The organism is Paraburkholderia acidiphila, from assembly GCF_009789655.1.
Taxonomy (GTDB): domain Bacteria; phylum Pseudomonadota; class Gammaproteobacteria; order Burkholderiales; family Burkholderiaceae; genus Paraburkholderia; species Paraburkholderia acidiphila.
This window is the reverse complement of the sequence record NZ_CP046909.1, coordinates 456,355-471,908: the sequence shown is the minus strand read 5'-3', so window position 1 is coordinate 471,908 and position 15,554 is coordinate 456,355. Positions and strand designations below refer to the sequence as shown.

At 65.9% G+C, this 15,554-nt stretch carries 14 protein-coding genes; 12 read left to right on the top strand and 2 right to left on the bottom strand.

Annotated elements, in window-relative coordinates; genetic code table 11:
* Positions 1 to 29: 29 nt before the first annotated feature.
* From FAZ97_RS02190 to FAZ97_RS02180, 3 genes are all read left to right on the top strand, one after another.
* A complete protein-coding gene (locus tag FAZ97_RS02190; protein ID WP_158756977.1) occupies positions 30 to 524 on the top strand; it encodes an NUDIX hydrolase in 495 nt (164 codons plus the stop codon).
* A 12-nt stretch (positions 525 to 536) separates the two neighbouring features.
* Positions 537 to 1,739: a tRNA 2-thiouridine(34) synthase MnmA gene (gene mnmA / locus FAZ97_RS02185; RefSeq protein ID WP_158756976.1), complete on the top strand. Its 1,203-nt coding sequence runs from the start codon at positions 537 to 539 to the stop codon at positions 1,737 to 1,739.
* Between the two features lie 245 nt (positions 1,740 to 1,984).
* Positions 1,985 to 3,592, top strand: coding sequence for an FMN-binding glutamate synthase family protein (locus FAZ97_RS02180; protein ID WP_158756975.1), 1,608 nt, complete (start codon positions 1,985 to 1,987; stop codon positions 3,590 to 3,592).
* Positions 3,593 to 3,679: 87 nt separating this feature from the next.
* On the opposite strand, the gene FAZ97_RS02175 is transcribed toward FAZ97_RS02180, so the two are convergent.
* Positions 3,680 to 4,291: a glutathione S-transferase family protein gene (locus tag FAZ97_RS02175; RefSeq protein WP_158756974.1), complete on the bottom strand. Its 612-nt coding sequence runs from the start codon at positions 4,289 to 4,291 to the stop codon at positions 3,680 to 3,682.
* Between the two features lie 272 nt (positions 4,292 to 4,563).
* On the opposite strand from FAZ97_RS02175, the gene FAZ97_RS02170 reads away from it, so the two are divergent.
* From FAZ97_RS02170 to FAZ97_RS02130, 9 genes are all read left to right on the top strand, one after another.
* A complete protein-coding gene (locus FAZ97_RS02170) occupies positions 4,564 to 5,970 on the top strand; it encodes an aminopeptidase P N-terminal domain-containing protein (protein WP_158759021.1) in 1,407 nt (468 codons plus the stop codon).
* Between the two features lie 66 nt (positions 5,971 to 6,036).
* Positions 6,037 to 7,317 carry a UbiH/UbiF/VisC/COQ6 family ubiquinone biosynthesis hydroxylase gene (locus FAZ97_RS02165; RefSeq protein ID WP_158756973.1) on the top strand — a complete coding sequence of 427 codons (1,281 nt, stop codon included), beginning with the start codon at positions 6,037 to 6,039 and terminating at the stop codon, positions 7,315 to 7,317.
* Positions 7,318 to 7,524: 207 nt separating this feature from the next.
* On the top strand, positions 7,525 to 8,592 hold the full coding sequence (gene dusB / locus FAZ97_RS02160) for a tRNA dihydrouridine synthase DusB (RefSeq protein WP_158756972.1): 1,068 nt from the start codon (positions 7,525 to 7,527) through the stop codon (positions 8,590 to 8,592).
* On the top strand, positions 8,589 to 8,822 hold the full coding sequence (locus tag FAZ97_RS02155) for a Fis family transcriptional regulator (protein ID WP_028216158.1): 234 nt from the start codon (positions 8,589 to 8,591) through the stop codon (positions 8,820 to 8,822). The genes dusB and FAZ97_RS02155 overlap by 4 nt, the downstream gene beginning before the upstream one ends.
* A 64-nt stretch (positions 8,823 to 8,886) precedes the next feature.
* Positions 8,887 to 10,452 (top strand): bifunctional phosphoribosylaminoimidazolecarboxamide formyltransferase/IMP cyclohydrolase, encoded by a 1,566-nt coding sequence (gene purH, locus FAZ97_RS02150; protein WP_158756971.1) that lies wholly within the window; start codon positions 8,887 to 8,889, stop codon positions 10,450 to 10,452.
* A 176-nt stretch (positions 10,453 to 10,628) separates the two neighbouring features.
* Positions 10,629 to 11,171, top strand: a complete 543-nt coding sequence (gene ruvC, locus FAZ97_RS02145) for a crossover junction endodeoxyribonuclease RuvC (RefSeq protein ID WP_028201962.1) — start codon at positions 10,629 to 10,631, stop codon at positions 11,169 to 11,171.
* A 119-nt stretch (positions 11,172 to 11,290) separates the two neighbouring features.
* Entirely contained in the window at positions 11,291 to 11,872 is a 582-nt protein-coding gene (gene ruvA / locus FAZ97_RS02140) for a Holliday junction branch migration protein RuvA (RefSeq protein WP_158756970.1), read from the top strand.
* Between the two features lie 98 nt (positions 11,873 to 11,970).
* Positions 11,971 to 13,047, top strand: a complete 1,077-nt coding sequence (gene ruvB, locus FAZ97_RS02135; protein ID WP_158756969.1) for a Holliday junction branch migration DNA helicase RuvB — start codon at positions 11,971 to 11,973, stop codon at positions 13,045 to 13,047.
* Between the two features lie 44 nt (positions 13,048 to 13,091).
* Positions 13,092 to 14,036 (top strand): oxygenase MpaB family protein, encoded by a 945-nt coding sequence (locus tag FAZ97_RS02130; RefSeq protein WP_158756968.1) that lies wholly within the window; start codon positions 13,092 to 13,094, stop codon positions 14,034 to 14,036.
* A 75-nt stretch (positions 14,037 to 14,111) separates the two neighbouring features.
* Here FAZ97_RS02130 and FAZ97_RS02125 read toward each other — a convergent pair whose 3' ends face one another.
* Positions 14,112 to 15,257: a branched-chain amino acid ABC transporter substrate-binding protein gene (locus FAZ97_RS02125; protein WP_158756967.1), complete on the bottom strand. Its 1,146-nt coding sequence runs from the start codon at positions 15,255 to 15,257 to the stop codon at positions 14,112 to 14,114.
* Between the last annotated feature and the right edge of the window lie 297 nt (positions 15,258 to 15,554).

Here is a 15,554-nt window from a genome sequence, read left to right as displayed (position 1 = left end):
TTCGCGCCGTCCCGGTAAAATACTGGCCCATGAATGAGCAAACCTGGGCACCCCACGTCACCGTGGCCGCGATCGTCGAGCGCGATGGGCGTTTTCTGCTTGTCGAAGAGCACACGCCAGCCGGCCTGCGCCTGAACCAGCCGGCCGGGCATCTGGAAGCGGGCGAGACGCTGCACGAGGCCGTGGTGCGCGAAACGCTAGAGGAAACCGCGTATGCATTCACGCCGGCGGCATTAGTCGGCGTGTATATGACGCACTTCGGCAAGCCAGGCGAAAGCGGCGCGACGTACGTGCGCTTCACGTACTGCGGCAGTGTCGCAGCCGGGCCCGAAAACCGCGCGCTCGATCCCGACATCGTGCGTACGGTGTGGATGAGCGCCGACGAGTTGCGCGCGGCAAGCGAGCGCCATCGCACGCCGCTCGTCATGCGCTGTGTCGACGATTACCTCACAGGCAAGCGCGTGCCGCTGGATTTCATCCAGACGCACGCGACGGCGCCCAAGGCAGCACCCAGGATGAACTAAGGCAGCAAGGAAATGAGCAAACGTAAGGTCGTGGTAGGCATGTCGGGCGGCGTCGATTCGTCGGTGACCGCATGGCTGCTCAAGGAGCAGGGGTTCGACGTCGTCGGTCTCTTCATGAAGAACTGGGAAGACGACGACGACGGCGAGTACTGCTCGACGCGCCAGGACTGGATCGATGTGGTGTCGGTCGCGGACCTGATCGGCATCGACGTGGAAGCGGTGAACTTCGCCGCCGAATACAAGGACCGTGTGTTCGCGGAGTTCCTGCGCGAGTATTCCGCGGGCCGCACGCCGAACCCGGACGTGCTCTGCAACGCCGAGATCAAGTTCAAGGCCTTTCTGGACCACGCCATGTCGCTCGGCGCGGAAACGATCGCCACGGGTCACTATGCGCGCGTGCGCCAGAACCACGAGCGTGGCGGTCGTTTCGAACTGCTGAAGGCGCTCGACCACACGAAAGATCAGTCGTACTTCCTGCATCGCCTGAATCAGGCGCAGCTTTCGAAGACGATGTTCCCGCTCGGCGAAATTCCGAAAACGAAGGTGCGCGAGATCGCCGAGAAGATCGGCCTGCCGAACGCGAAAAAGAAGGATTCCACAGGAATCTGCTTCATCGGCGAGCGGCCGTTTCGCGACTTCCTCAACCGCTATCTGCCAACCAGGCCCGGCCCGATGATGACGCCCGACGGCAAGGTCGTGGGCGAGCACATCGGTCTTGCGTTCTACACGTTCGGGCAGCGCAAGGGCATCGGCCTTGGCGGCAGCAAGGACGGCAGCGGCGACCCGTGGTTCGTGGCGGGCAAGGACATGGCCTCGAACACGCTTTACGTCGTGCAAGGCCACGATCATCCGTGGCTGCTCGCGCACGAGCTGCGTGCGGGCAACGTGAGCTGGGTGGCGGGCGAGCCGCCGGCGCAGGACCATGCGTGCGGCGCGAAAACGCGTTATCGCCAGGCCGATGCGCCCTGCTCGTTCCATACCGCAGACGAATTCGGTGCGGGCCAGTTCACGCTGCGTTTTCCAGATGCGCAATGGGCCGTCACGCCCGGCCAGTCGGCGGTGCTCTATGACGGCGACGTGTGCCTCGGCGGCGGCATCATCGAAGCGGTGACGACGCTCGCGCCGCACGTGCCCGCGGTACTCCCGCCCGAAGCGCCGAAGAAAAAAAAGAAGCGCGTAGCGCGCAAGAAGCCCGCTGCGGCCACGACGGCGTGACGCAAGCACCGTCAAGCAAAACGTAAGCGAACACCGCGCGGCGCCTTGGGCGCCGCTTTTTTTTGCAGTCTTTCGATGCCTGCCGAACGCCGCTCAAACGGCATGCCCGCTTCCCTGCCAGATTCACGAACTTGCGGCATCATTCCCGCAAGCCGCGCCCGGCAACCGCGCGGCTGACGCGCACCGCCCCTTCACGAGAGGAGTGCCAGGTGCGCGCATTACATCAAGTTCGAGGAGTCCCCCCAATGTTTTCCCGACGTTATCTCGCCATGTGGGGCGCGGTGCTGCTGCTCGCGGCCTGCGTCGCCGCGGCTGCGCTCCATCACCTGTCGTGGTACTGCGTGATCGTGCCCGCGCTGCTCGTCGCGCTCGGCCTCTACGACATGTTCCAGGAGCGCCACGCGATCCTGCGCAACTATCCGATCTGGGGCCATCTGCGCTTTCTGTTCGAGTTCGTGCGACCCGAGATCCGCCAGTACTTCGTCGAGGACGACACCGACGAAAAGCCGTTCTCGCTCGCTCAGCGCAGCCTCGTCTACCAGCGCGCGAAGAACGCGGTGGACAGCCGCCCGTACGGCACCGAACTCGACGTGAAGGCCGTGGGCCACGAATGGATCAGCCATTCGCTCGCGCCCACGAAGCTCGCCGGCAGCGACTTCCGCGTGCTTGTAGGCGCGAACCGCGCGCAACCGTACTCGATGTCGATCTTCAACATCTCGGCGATGAGCTTCGGCGCACTTTCCGCAAACGCGATCCGCGCGCTCAACATGGGCGCGAAGAAAGGCGGCTTCGCGCACGACACCGGCGAAGGCTCGATGTCGAAGTATCACCGCGAGAATGGCGGCGACATCATCTGGGAAATCGCCTCGGGCTACTTCGGCTGCCGCAACGACGACGGCACCTTCAGCGCCGATAAATTCCAGCGCCTCGCGAACGAGCCGCAAGTGAAGATGATCGAGGTGAAGCTCTCGCAGGGCGCGAAGCCGGGCCACGGCGGCATGCTGCTCGCCGCGAAGGTCACGCCCGAGATCGCCGAAACGCGCGGCATTCCGATCGGCAAGGATTGTGTCTCGCCCGCGCGCCACTCGGAGTTTTCCACGCCGCGCGGGCTGCTCGAATTCGTCGACCGCCTGCGCAAGCTCTCGGGCGGCAAGCCCACGGGCTTCAAGCTGTGCATCGGGCATCCGTGGGAGTTTTTCGGCATCGCCAAGGCGATGCTCGAAACCGGCATCCTGCCCGACTTCATCGTCGTGGACGGCGCGGAAGGCGGCACGGGCGCGGCGCCGCTCGAATTCACCGACCATATCGGCACGCCGCTGCAGGAAGGGCTGCTCCTCGTGCACAACACGCTCGTCGGCATCGGCCTGCGCGACAAGATCAGGATCGGCGCGAGCGGCAAGATCATCACCGCGTTCGATATCGCGCGCACGCTCGCGATCGGCGCGGACTGGGTGAACTCGGCGCGCGGCTTCATGTTCGCCGTGGGCTGCATCCAGGCACAGAAGTGCCATTCGGACCGCTGCCCCACTGGCGTCGCCACGCAAGACCCCGTGCGCCAGCGCGCGCTGAACGTGCCGGACAAGGGCGAGCGCGTCTTCAACTTCCATCACAACACGCTGCACGCGCTGCAAGAGCTGATTCAGGCCGCGGGCCTTTCGAGCCCGTCGGATCTGCGCGCGCATCACATCGTGCGGCGCGTGTCGTCGTATGAGGTGAAGCTGATGTCGGAGTTGCTCAAGTACCTGAAGCCCGGCGATCTGCTCGAAGGCCGCTATCGCTATCAGCTGTATGAGAAGTGGTGGCCGGTCGCGCGCAGCGATTCGTTCGCGCCGGCGGAGGAAAAGATCGTCTGAGCAAGACGATGTGTGGCCCACACGAAAACGCCCGACGGCACGCAATGCCGTCGGGCGTTTTCACCTCGACCGCGTATGAACGGCCGATCAGCCTTGCGGCACCGTGTCGATGAACGACTGGCGCTGCGAAAGCTTCTCGAAGTGGCGCGCGAGATTCGGATGCGCCTCGCGCCAGTTCAGCTCCGGCATGCGGAAGTCGAGATAGCCGAGCGCGCAGCCCACAGAGATATCCGCGATCGTGTAGCGGTTGCCCGCGCACCACGGGTTGCCGTCGAGCCCCTTGGCCATCGCGGCGAGACCTTCGTGGATCTTGCGCTCCTGGCGCTTCACCCACGCCTCGTTGCGCTGCTCCGGCGTGCGTTGCGTGCCTTCGAGGCGAATCAGCACGGTGGCGTCGAGCATGCCGTCCGCGAGCGCCTCCCAGCAACGCACCTCGATACGCTCACGGCCGGCGGGCGGAATGAGCTTGGCCACGGGCGAGAGCATGTCGACGTACTCGCAGATCACGCGCGAGTCGAACACGGCCTCGCCGTCGTCCATCACGAGACACGGAACCTTGCCGAGCGGGTTGAAATCGTGAATCTCCGTTTCTTCGCCCCACACGTTTTCGAGCACCAGCTTGTAGTCGATTTTCTTTTCAGCGAGCGTGATCCGCGCCTTGCGGACATACGGGCTGCCGAGCGAACCGATAAGTTTCATACCACCTGCCTTTTCTGGAATCCGGCCGAAGTATACGTTGGATTCGCATTTTTCTGACGTGCCGCCTGTTGCGGTGCAGGATTTTTCCTACAAATGATGTAGGCAGGAGACAACCTCGGCGGCAGCGGCGCTCCCGGTGCGCGTGACCGCGACCGCGCGCGTCCGTCTGTAGCCAGCGCTACAATCTCACGATGGACTCGACCCTCAAGCACAGCGCCCCGGCCGCCTCGAGCGAAGCCCACCCAGCCGCGAACGTGGCCGACGCAGCCGACATGCAGCGCGGCCCCGACGGCGGCGCGGCGCTCTATCGCGCGCGCCGCGAGCGCGTGCTTGCGGCGCTGCGCGCGCAAGGCGGTGGCGTCGCGCTCGTGCCGACCGCACCCGAAACGCTGCGCAATCGCGACGCGGACTATCCCTACCGGCACGACAGCTACTTCTACTACCTCACCGGCTTCACGGAGCCCGAGGCGCTGCTCGTGCTCGACGCGAATGCAGGTGAAAACCAGCCCGCCGCGATCCTGTTCTGCCGCGCGAAGAACGTCGAGCGCGAAACGTGGGAAGGCTTTCGCTTCGGTCCCGACGCCGCGCGTGAGGCGTTCGGCTTCGACGCCGCATTTCCCTTCGACGAACTCGACGCACGCATCCCGCCGCTCATCGCGAACCGTCCGGCGCTGCACTATGCGCTCGCGACTTCCGGGCGCTTCGACGCGCAGGTGAAGCGCTGGATCGACGCCGTGCGCGCGCAGGGGCGCAGCGGCGTCACCGCGCCCGCCGCCGCCTACGACCTGCTGCCGCTGCTCGACGACATGCGAGTGATCAAGGACGCACACGAACTCGACACGATGCGCCGCGCCGCGAAAATCTCGGCGCTCGCGCATGTGCGTGCAATGCAGACGTGCCGGCCCGGCATGCGCGAATACGAGATCGAGGCGGAGCTGCTGTACACGTTCCGCAAGCACGGCGCGCAGGCGCCGGCCTACGGGTCGATCGTCGCGGCAGGCGCAAATGCATGCGTGCTGCACTACCCCGCGGGCAATGCGGTGGCGCGCGAGGGCGACCTCGTGCTCATCGACGCCGCGTGCGAGTTGAACGGCTACGCCTCGGACATCACGCGCACATTTCCCGCGAGCGGCCGCTTCACGAGCGCACAACGCGAGCTTTACGACATCGTGCTCGCCGCCCAGCAGGCCGCCATCGACGCCACGTGCGCCGGCGTGAACTTCGAGGCGCCGCACGACGCGGCAGTGCGCGTGCTCGCGCAGGGACTGCTCGATACCGGCATCGTCGACCGAGAGCGCTTTGCGAGCGTCGACGACGTGATCGCCGAGCGCGCCTACGCGCGCTTCTATATGCATCGCACAGGGCATTGGCTCGGCATGGATGTGCATGACGCGGGCGACTACCGTGAACGCGGTGAACGTGGCGTCGCGGCGAGCGCCGGAAACCCCGACGCCCCGCCGCCCTGGCGCACGCTGCGGCCCGGCATGACGCTCACGATCGAGCCCGGCCTCTACATCCGCGCAGCCGAGGACGTGCCCGAGCGCTACTGGGACATCGGCATTCGCATCGAGGACGACGCGATCGTCACCGAAACGGGCTGCGAGCTGATCACGCGCGGTGTGCCGGTTGCCGCCGATGAAATCGAAGCGCTGATGCAAAACGCGCAGCGCGGCGCCTGACGCGAAGCGCAAACGCACACACGACCGCACACGCGCGAAGTTCCCACACGAAGCGAAACAAACGACATGAACGCAGTTTCCGGCAGCACGCACGACACCTCCACCGGCGCGAACGCACACGCTCATTTCGATCACGATGTGACGATCGTCGGCGCTGGACCGGTGGGTCTTGCGCTCGCGGGCTGGCTCGCGCGGCGCAGCGCCACGCAAGGGCTCTCGATCGCGCTGATCGATGCGCGCGAACCCGAGGACAGCGCCAGCGACCCGCGCGCCATTGCCGTTTCGCAGGGCAGCCGCACGCTGCTCGAAGCGCTCGCGTGGCCGCACGACGCGACGCCCATCGAGCGCATTCACGTTTCGCAGCGCGGCCATTTCGGGCGTACGTTGATCGACCGGCACGACTACGACCTGCCCGCGCTCGGCTACGTGGCCCGCTATGGCACGATCGTTCAGGCGCTCGCGCGCGCCGTGCGCGGCACGCAGGTGCACTGGCTGCATCACACGCAGGCGCACGATCCTGTCGTGGAGCACGACGGCGTGACGCTGCCGGTCGTGAGCGCGGGGGTCGAGCGGCAGTTGCGCACGCGCATCCTCGTGAACGCCGAAGGCGGGCTGTATCGCGCGCTGCCGCAACGCGACGCGCAGGACGCTTCCGACGAAGCCGACGCGAAAGCCGTCGTGCCGGCCGCCGAAACCAAACGCACGCGCGACTACGGCCAAACGGCGCTGGTCGGCGTGGTGACGCTCGCGGCCCCGCAGCCGCATGTGGCATGGGAGCGCTTCACGAGTGAAGGCCCGATTGCGCTCCTGCCGATGGGCGGCGTGCGCGGCGCGGACTACGCGCTCGTGTGGTGCTGCTCGCCCGCGCAAGCCGAGCGCCGCGCGCAGCTTTGCGACATCGATTTGCTCGCCGAGCTCGGCTTGGCGTTCGGTGCGCGCATGGGCCGCTTCACGCAGATCCACGCTCGCGCGGCGTTCCCGCTCGGTTTGAACGCGCTCGATGCGCTGGTTTCCGGCAACGGCCGCATCGCGGCAGTCGGCAATGCCGCGCAAACGCTGCATCCGGTGGCAGGCCAAGGCCTCAATCTCGGCCTGCGCGACGCCCACGCCCTCGCCGATTCGCTCGCGCAACACGGCGCCACGCCGCGCGCGCTCGCCGAGTTCGCGGGCCGCCGCGCGTTCGACCGGCGCATGACGATCGGCGCGACGGATACCCTCGCCCGCTTCTTCACCGTCGATTTCGGTCCGCTCGCCACGCTGCGTGGGCTCGCGCTCACGGCGCTCGAATTCGCCCCGCCAGTGAAGACGGCGCTCGCGCGCCAGATGATGTTCGGACAGAGGAGTTGATGCGGCTAACTAAGGGTCGCATCGCTTTTTTTTAACCTGATTGTTTGCACGCTGAAGCGCAGCCCAGCAACAAGACCAGGGTCCGCGCAGCGCGACCTTGCATCCCGTTAACGCTAAAATACGCGTTTCCCCTTTTGCAAATACACGCCGTTCGCCGCGCCAGCCGGATTGCCATCCGGGTCGCGGCACCGGCCTCGCCCGCGCGTCATGTTCACTATCGGCCGTCACACCCTGCGTAATAACCTGTTCGTCGCCCCCATGGCGGGTGTCACGGACAGGCCGTTCCGCCAGCTGTGCAAGCGCCTCGGCGCGGGCTATGCGGTGTCCGAAATGGTCGCCTCCAACGCGCAGCTCTGGAAGAGCGAAAAGACCATGCGCCGCGCCAATCACGCGGGCGAAGTGGAACCCATCTCCGTGCAGATCGCCGGCGCCGATCCGGACATGATGGCCGAAGCCGCGCGCTACAACGTGGCGAACGGCGCGCAGATCATCGACATCAACATGGGCTGCCCGGCCAAAAAGGTCTGCAACGTCGCGGCCGGCTCGGCGCTGCTGCAGAACGAACCGCTTGTCGCGCGCATCGTCAAGGCCGTGGTCGACGCCGTGGGCGTGGGCCCCGACGCCGTGCCCGTCACGCTCAAGATCCGCACGGGCTGGGACCGCGACAATCGCAACGCGCTCACCATCGCGCGCATTGCCGAGGAAAGCGGCATTTCCATGCTCACCGTGCACGGCCGTACGCGCGCCGACCTCTATCACGGTGAAGCGGAGTACGAAACGATCGCCGCGGTGAAAGCCGCGGCACGGATTCCGGTGGTCGCCAACGGCGACATTACGTCGCCGCAAAAGGCGCGCGAGGTCCTTGCGCTCACGGGCGCAGACGCCATCATGATCGGCCGCGCGGCGCAGGGGCGCCCGTGGCTGTTCCGCGAAATCGAGCATTTCCTCGCGACGGGCGAGCTGTTGCCGCCGCCGCGCGTGGACGAAATCCAGTCGATCATGAATGAGCATCTGGAGGACCACTACGCGTTTTATGGGGAATTTACAGGCGTGCGTACTGCGCGCAAGCATATCGGCTGGTACACTCGCGGCCTTTGCGGCGCCAATACGTTCCGGCATCGCATGAATACGCTGGACACCACGCGCGAGCAGCTCGTCGCCGTCAACCAGTTCTTCGACGAACAGAAGGCGCGCTCCGAGCGCCTCGTCTACGTCGACGACGAGAACAACGACAGCGACGGCAGCGACGAATCAACCGATCGACTGGCAGCATGAGCAAGCACAACATCGAACAATCCGTCCGCGAGAGCCTTGGCATCTACTTCCAGGACCTCGACGGCAGCAATCCGCACGACGTCTACGAAATGGTAATGGCGTGCGTCGAAAAACCGATGCTCGAGGTGGTGCTCGAGCAGGCAGGCGGCAATCAGTCGCTGGCCGCCGAGTATCTCGGCATCAACCGCAACACGCTGCGCAAGAAGCTCCAGCAGCACGGCCTGCTGTAACGCCGCTGCGTTTTACTGGACCTTCGGCGCGGACTCCTCGATCTATCGGCAACTCTCCCACATCATGATCAAGCAAGCGCTCATCTCCGTTTCCGACAAGGCAGGCATTGTCGACTTCGCGAAATCCCTCTCGGATCTCGGCGTCAAGATCCTGTCGACCGGCGGCACCGCGAAACTGCTCGCGGACGCGGGGCTTCCCGTCACCGAAGTGGCCGACTACACCGGCTTCCCGGAAATGCTCGATGGGCGCGTGAAAACGCTGCACCCGAAGGTCCACGGCGGCATCCTCGCGCGCCGCGACCTGCCCGAGCACATGGCCGCGCTGGAAAAGCACGACATCCCGACGATCGACCTGCTCGTCGTGAACCTCTACCCGTTCGTCCAGACGGTGTCGAAGGACGAGTGCACGCTCGAAGACGCGATCGAGAACATCGATATTGGCGGCCCGACCATGCTGCGCTCGGCGGCGAAGAACCACCGCGACGTGACTGTCGTGGTCGACCCCGCCGACTACGCGAAGGTGCTGGAAGAGATGCGCGCGAACGGCAACACCGTGAGCTACGCCACGAACTTCCGCCTTGCGACCAAGGTGTTCTCGCACACGGCGCAGTACGACGGTGCGATCACGAACTACCTCACGAGCCTGACCGACGCGCTCGAGCACAAGTCGCGCAACACCTACCCGGCCGTGCTGAACCTCGCGTTCGACAAGGTCCAGGACCTGCGCTACGGCGAAAACCCGCACCAGAGCGCCGCGTTCTACCGCGACCTCACGACGCCCGCCGGCGCACTCGCGAACTATAAGCAGCTCCAGGGCAAGGAACTGTCGTACAACAACATCGCCGACTCGGACGCGGCATGGGAATGCGTGAAGACGTTCGACGCCCCGGCCTGCGTGATCATCAAGCACGCCAACCCGTGCGGCGTGGCGATCGGCACGAACGCGCTCGAAGCGTATTCGAAGGCGTTCCAGACCGACCCGACCTCGGCGTTCGGCGGCATCATCGCGTTCAACCGCGAAGTGGACGAAGCGGCGGCTCAAGCCGTGGCGAAGCAGTTCGTCGAAGTGCTGATCGCGCCGTCGTTCTCGGAGGCCGCGAAGGCCGTGTTCGCCGCGAAGCAGAACGTGCGTCTGCTCGAAATCGCGCTGGGCGATGGCCATAACGCGTTCGATCTGAAGCGCGTGGGCGGCGGCCTGCTCGTGCAATCGCTCGACGCGAAGAACGTGCAGCCGCACGAACTGCGCGTGGTGACGAAGCGCCACCCGACGCCGAAGGAAATGGACGACCTGCTGTTCGCATGGCGTGTCGCGAAGTTCGTGAAGTCGAACGCCATCGTGTTCTGCGCGAACGGCATGACGATGGGTGTGGGCGCGGGCCAGATGAGCCGCGTGGACTCGGCGCGCATCGCCAGCATCAAGGCAGAGAACGCGGGCCTCAAGCTCGCGGGTACGGCAGTCGCGTCGGACGCGTTCTTCCCGTTCCGTGACGGTCTCGACGTGGTGGTCAACGCGGGCGCGACCTGCGTGATCCAGCCGGGCGGCTCGATGCGCGACGACGAAGTGATCGCCGCCGCCGACGAGCACAACATCGCCATGGTGATGACGGGCATTCGCCACTTCCGTCACTGATCCTTGCGTGCGGCGCGTGACCTGCACGTGACGCGCCGCTTGAGCCGAGCCCGCCGGACTTGCGTCCCGCGGGCTTTTTCTTTGCGCGGCGCGCCGTGTTCGCTCGCGCCGTCGAGGCTCGCGGCATCCATGCCGTTCGTTGTACCATCGCAGCACATCCGTTTTCCCCGCATTTCATGAGAATTCTCGGCATCGACCCCGGCTTGCGCGTCACCGGCTTCGGCGTGATCGAGCGTCACGGTCATCAGCTCACGTATGTCGCAAGCGGCGTCATCCGCACCGCCGATGCCGATCTGCCCACGCGCCTCGGCACCATCTTCGAGGGCGTCTCCACGCTGATCCGCCAGCACGCGCCCGATCAGGCCGCGATCGAAAAGGTCTTCGTCAACGTCAATCCGCAGTCGACGCTCCTGCTCGGGCAGGCGCGCGGCGCGGCCATTTGCGGGCTGGTTTCGGGCGGTGTGCCGGTGGCCGAGTACACCGCGCTGCAGCTCAAGCAGGCCGTAGTCGGCTACGGACGCGCGACCAAGGAGCAGATGCAGCAAATGGTGGTGCGCCTGCTCGCCCTCACGGGCACGCCCGGCACCGACGCCGCCGACGCGCTCGGCATGGCGATCTGCCACGCCCACGGCGGGGATGCGCTTGCCACGCTCGGCGGGCTTGCCCCTGCGCTCGCGAAGAAGGGCATGCGGGTGCGGCGCGGACGGTTGATTGGGTGAACGCGCGGCTACACGCGTAACGGATACGCCTGGCCGAACAGCCAACGTTCCCGCTGCGCGCTCCGCATTGCCCTGCCCTCCGCTACACTCTTGAGCTTTCCCTCATCACAGAAACCGCCATGATCGGTCGCATTGCCGGCGTATTGCTGGAAAAGAACCCGCCGCACCTGCTCATCGACTGCAACGGCGTCGGCTACGAAGTCGACGTGCCGATGAGCACGTTCTACAACCTGCCCGGCACCGGCGAAAAAATCGTGTTGCTCACGCAGATGATCGTGCGCGAAGACGCGCATCTGCTCTTCGGCTTCGGCACGCAGGAGGAGCGCAAGACGTTTCGCGAGTTGCTCAAGATCAGCGGCATCGGCGCACGCATGGCGCTCGCCGTGCTTTCGGGCATGAGCGTGCACGACCTCTCGCAAGCGGTCACCCAGCAAGATGCGGCGCGCCTCACGCGTGTGCCCGGCATCGGCAAGAAAACCGCCGAGCGTCTGCTGCTCGAACTCAAGGGCAAGCTCGGTGCGGACCTCGGCGCGATGGCCGCCGCCGCTTCGCCTTCCGACCACGCAAACGACATCCTCAACGCGCTGCTCGCGCTCGGCTATTCGGAGAAGGAAGCGCTCGCCGCGATCAAGAACGTGCCTGCCGGCACCGGCGTTTCCGAAGGCATCAAGCTCGCGCTCAAGGCGCTTTCGAAGGGCTGATCGCCTACGCGCAGGCTCGCGCCTGGCTGTTAGTTGCGGCGGCATCGCGGGGTTCGGGACGGGCCGCCGCCGCATAGTCTGCGCGGTACAATCGCTGGATGATCGAAACCGACAAACTCGCCGCCAACCACGCCAGCGCCGACCGCGTGATCGCCGCCACGCCCGCCTCGACCCACGAGGAAGCGTTCGAACGCGCGTTGCGCCCGCGCCAGCTCGACGAATATGTCGGCCAGGAAAAGGTGCGCGGCCAGCTCGAGATCTTTATCGAGGCTGCTAAGCGCCGTTCCGAACCGCTCGACCACGTGCTGCTGTTCGGGCCGCCGGGCCTCGGCAAGACGACGCTCGCGCACATCATCGCGCGCGAAATGGGGGTCAATCTGCGGCAGACGTCTGGGCCCGTGCTGGAGCGCGCGGGCGATCTCGCGGCGCTGCTCACCAATCTCGAAGCCAACGACGTGCTCTTCATCGACGAAATTCACCGGCTCTCGCCGGTCGTCGAGGAAATCCTGTATCCGGCGCTCGAGGACTACCAGATCGACATCATGATCGGCGAAGGGCCGGCCGCGCGCAGCGTGAAGCTCGACCTACAGCCGTTCACGCTGGTGGGCGCGACCACGCGCGCTGGCATGCTCACGAACCCGCTGCGCGATCGCTTCGGCATCGTGTCGCGCCTCGAGTTCTACAACGCGGGTGAGCTCTCGCGCATCGTGCAGCGCTCCGCTTCGCTGCTCGGCGCGCAGATCCATCCCGATGGCGCGCTCGAAATCGCGCGCCGCTCGCGCGGCACGCCGCGTATTGCGAACCGCCTGCTGCGGCGTGTGCGCGACTACGCCGAAGTCAAAGCCGACGGCGCGATCACCGCCAAGGTCGCCGACGCCGCGCTGCGCATGCTCGACGTCGACCCCGTGGGCTTCGATCTGATGGACCGCAAGCTGCTCGAAGCCATCCTGCACAAATTCGACGGCGGCCCGGTGGGCGTGGACAACCTTGCCGCAGCAATCGGCGAGGAGCGCGACACGATCGAGGACGTGCTCGAACCGTATCTGATCCAGCAGGGCTATCTGCAGCGCACGCCGCGCGGCCGCGTGGCCACGCAACTCAGCTACCGCCACTTCGGCCTCACGGTGCCGGACGACGCATCGGCAGGCGGCGACTGGGAACCGGACGCGTCGTAAGCGCACCGCTTACGCAACATCAACGCAGCGCGAGCGAGAGCACGATGTCCGATCACGCCGGCTTGCCTCCCAACGCGCCCGAGCCGACCGGCCTTGCCGGTCAACTCGTGCGCCGCCTGCGCATGACGCTTGCCGAAAGCATCACGCATCTCACCACAGGCAGTGGCCCGAGACTCGATTACTCGCATCCGCCGGGCGACCCCGGCCTCTTCGGCCCCGACGCCGTTTGCTGGAAAGTCCACGCCGATTTCGCCGCGATGATGGCGGGCGGCGTCAGTGCGCTGCTGCTCCAGGCGCTGCATCCGCTCGCGCTCGCCGGTGTGTGGGACCATTCGACGTTTCGTATCGACATACTCGGGCGGCTGCGGCGCACCGCGACCTTCATTGCGGGCACGACGTACGGCAGCCGCGCCGACGCGCTGGCTCTGATTGACCGCGTCAAGACGATCCACCTCGCCGTGACGGGCGCCGCACCCGATGGCCGCCCCTATCGCGCGAGCGATCCCGAGTTGCTGACGTGGGTGCACGTGGCCGAAGTGTCGAGCTTTCTCGGCGCGTATTTACGCTTCGTGAATCCCGCACTGCCAGGCGCGATGCAGGATCAGTACTACGCCGAAGTCGCGCGCATTGCCGAACTGCTCGGCGCGACTAACGTGCCGCGCTCGCGCGCCGAAATCGCTGCGTATTTGCAGTCGATGCAGCCCGAACTCGTCGCGAGCGAGCGCACGTTCGAGGTCGTGCGCGTACTCATGGAAGCGCCCGCCCCGCGCCCGGGAATGCGCGCTGCCGGCGCGCTGATCAGGAGCGCGGGCATCGACCTGTTGCCGCCCTTCGCGCAGCAGATGCTCGGTTTCGATTCCTTCGCCTTCGCGCGCCGCGCGCTCGTGCAGCCGGGCATGCGAGCGGTCGCGCCGGTATTGCGCTGGGCGCTCGTCAATGGCGTGTCGAAACGCGCGCGGCGGCGGGCTGCGGCAAAACCCGCGCAATAAGCGCCGCGCCATGGAAAAACGGCCAACCCGCTCGCGCCGGTTGGCCGTTCTGTTTGCAGCACGCCGCGTGCGTGCTTACATCTTCACCACGTCGAGCAGCGTCTTCTTGCCCGCCTTGTAGTTGTAGAGCGAGATCACGCCGTGCTTGAGGTCGCCCTTCGCGTCGAACGCCGTCTCGCCAATCACGCCCTTGTAGTCCGTGCTCGGGATCTGCGCGAGGATCTTCGCGTGGTCGGTCGAGTTCGCGCGCTTCATCGCGTCGACGACGATGTACACCGCGTCATACGTGAACGGCGCATCGAATTCGATCGGGTGACCGAAGCGCTTCTGGTACTTCGCCGCGAATGCCGCGCCGCCGTTCATGCGCTCGACCGCCATGCCGGCCTGCGAGCAGACGATATTGTCCGTCGCCGCGCCCGCGAGGTCCGCGAGGCTTTCCGTGCACACGCCGTCGCCCGACAGCACCTTCGCGCGCAGACCGAGTTGCTTCGCCTGCTTCGCGAACGGGCCGCCGGTGGCGTCCATGCCGCCGTACATGATCGCGTCGGGGTTCTCGCCCTTGATCTTCGTGAGGATCGCGCGGAAGTCCACGGCCTTGTCGTTGGTCGCGTCGTGCGAGAGCACCTTCATGCCAAGCGACTTCGCCGTCTTCTCGAACTCGTTGGCGAGGCCCTGGCCATACGCGGTCGAGTCGTCGACCACGGCCACGGTCTTCACGTTCAGGCTTTTCGCAGCGTAGTCGGCAAGCGCAGGGCCTTGCTGGGCGTCGGTCGCGACCACGCGGTACGTCGTCTTGAAGCCCTGCTGCGTGTACGAGGGATTGGTCGACGACGGCGAGATTTGCACGATGCCCGCGTCGCTATAGATCTTCGAAGCCGGGATCGATGCGCCGGAATTCAGGTGGCCAATCACGGCAACGACCTGGTCGTCGACCAGCTTCTGCGCGACCTGGGTGGCCTGGCGCGGGTCGGCGGCGTCGTCCTGGGCGTCGAGTGCGAGCGTGACCTTCTGGCCATTGATCGTGAGACCCTTCGCGTTGATTTCCTCGATGGCGAGTCGTGCGCCGTTCTCGTTGTCCTTGCCGAGGTGGGCCGAACCGCCTGTGAGCGGCCCGACGTGGCCAATCTTGACGACCTGGTCGGCCGCCGCGTTGCCCGACAGCGCTGCGAGCGCCATGACCGCTGCGCTCACCGGCAGCAGCTTGTGAAGCTTGAACGTCATTGAACTTTCTCCTGCGTGTTTTTCTGGGAATACCCGTTCGTATAACAACCCTGGGCACGCGGCCTCACGCCTGTCATGCGCGCGCGTCCCTCTACAACGCGGGGCCAGGCCAGGAGCCCGGTCGCCAGCGCGCCCAAAGGTCGGACAAATGTTAGCAGGACGCTTAACTTTGTGGTGGGGCTTTGGAAAGAACCCGAAAGCGAGCGGAAAGGAAATAACCGGTGCCCTGGCCTGAACTCAGGCGCGGCCGGGAAAGAATGCTGGGATGGGAAAGGCTGAAGAAACAGACAGCGCGGC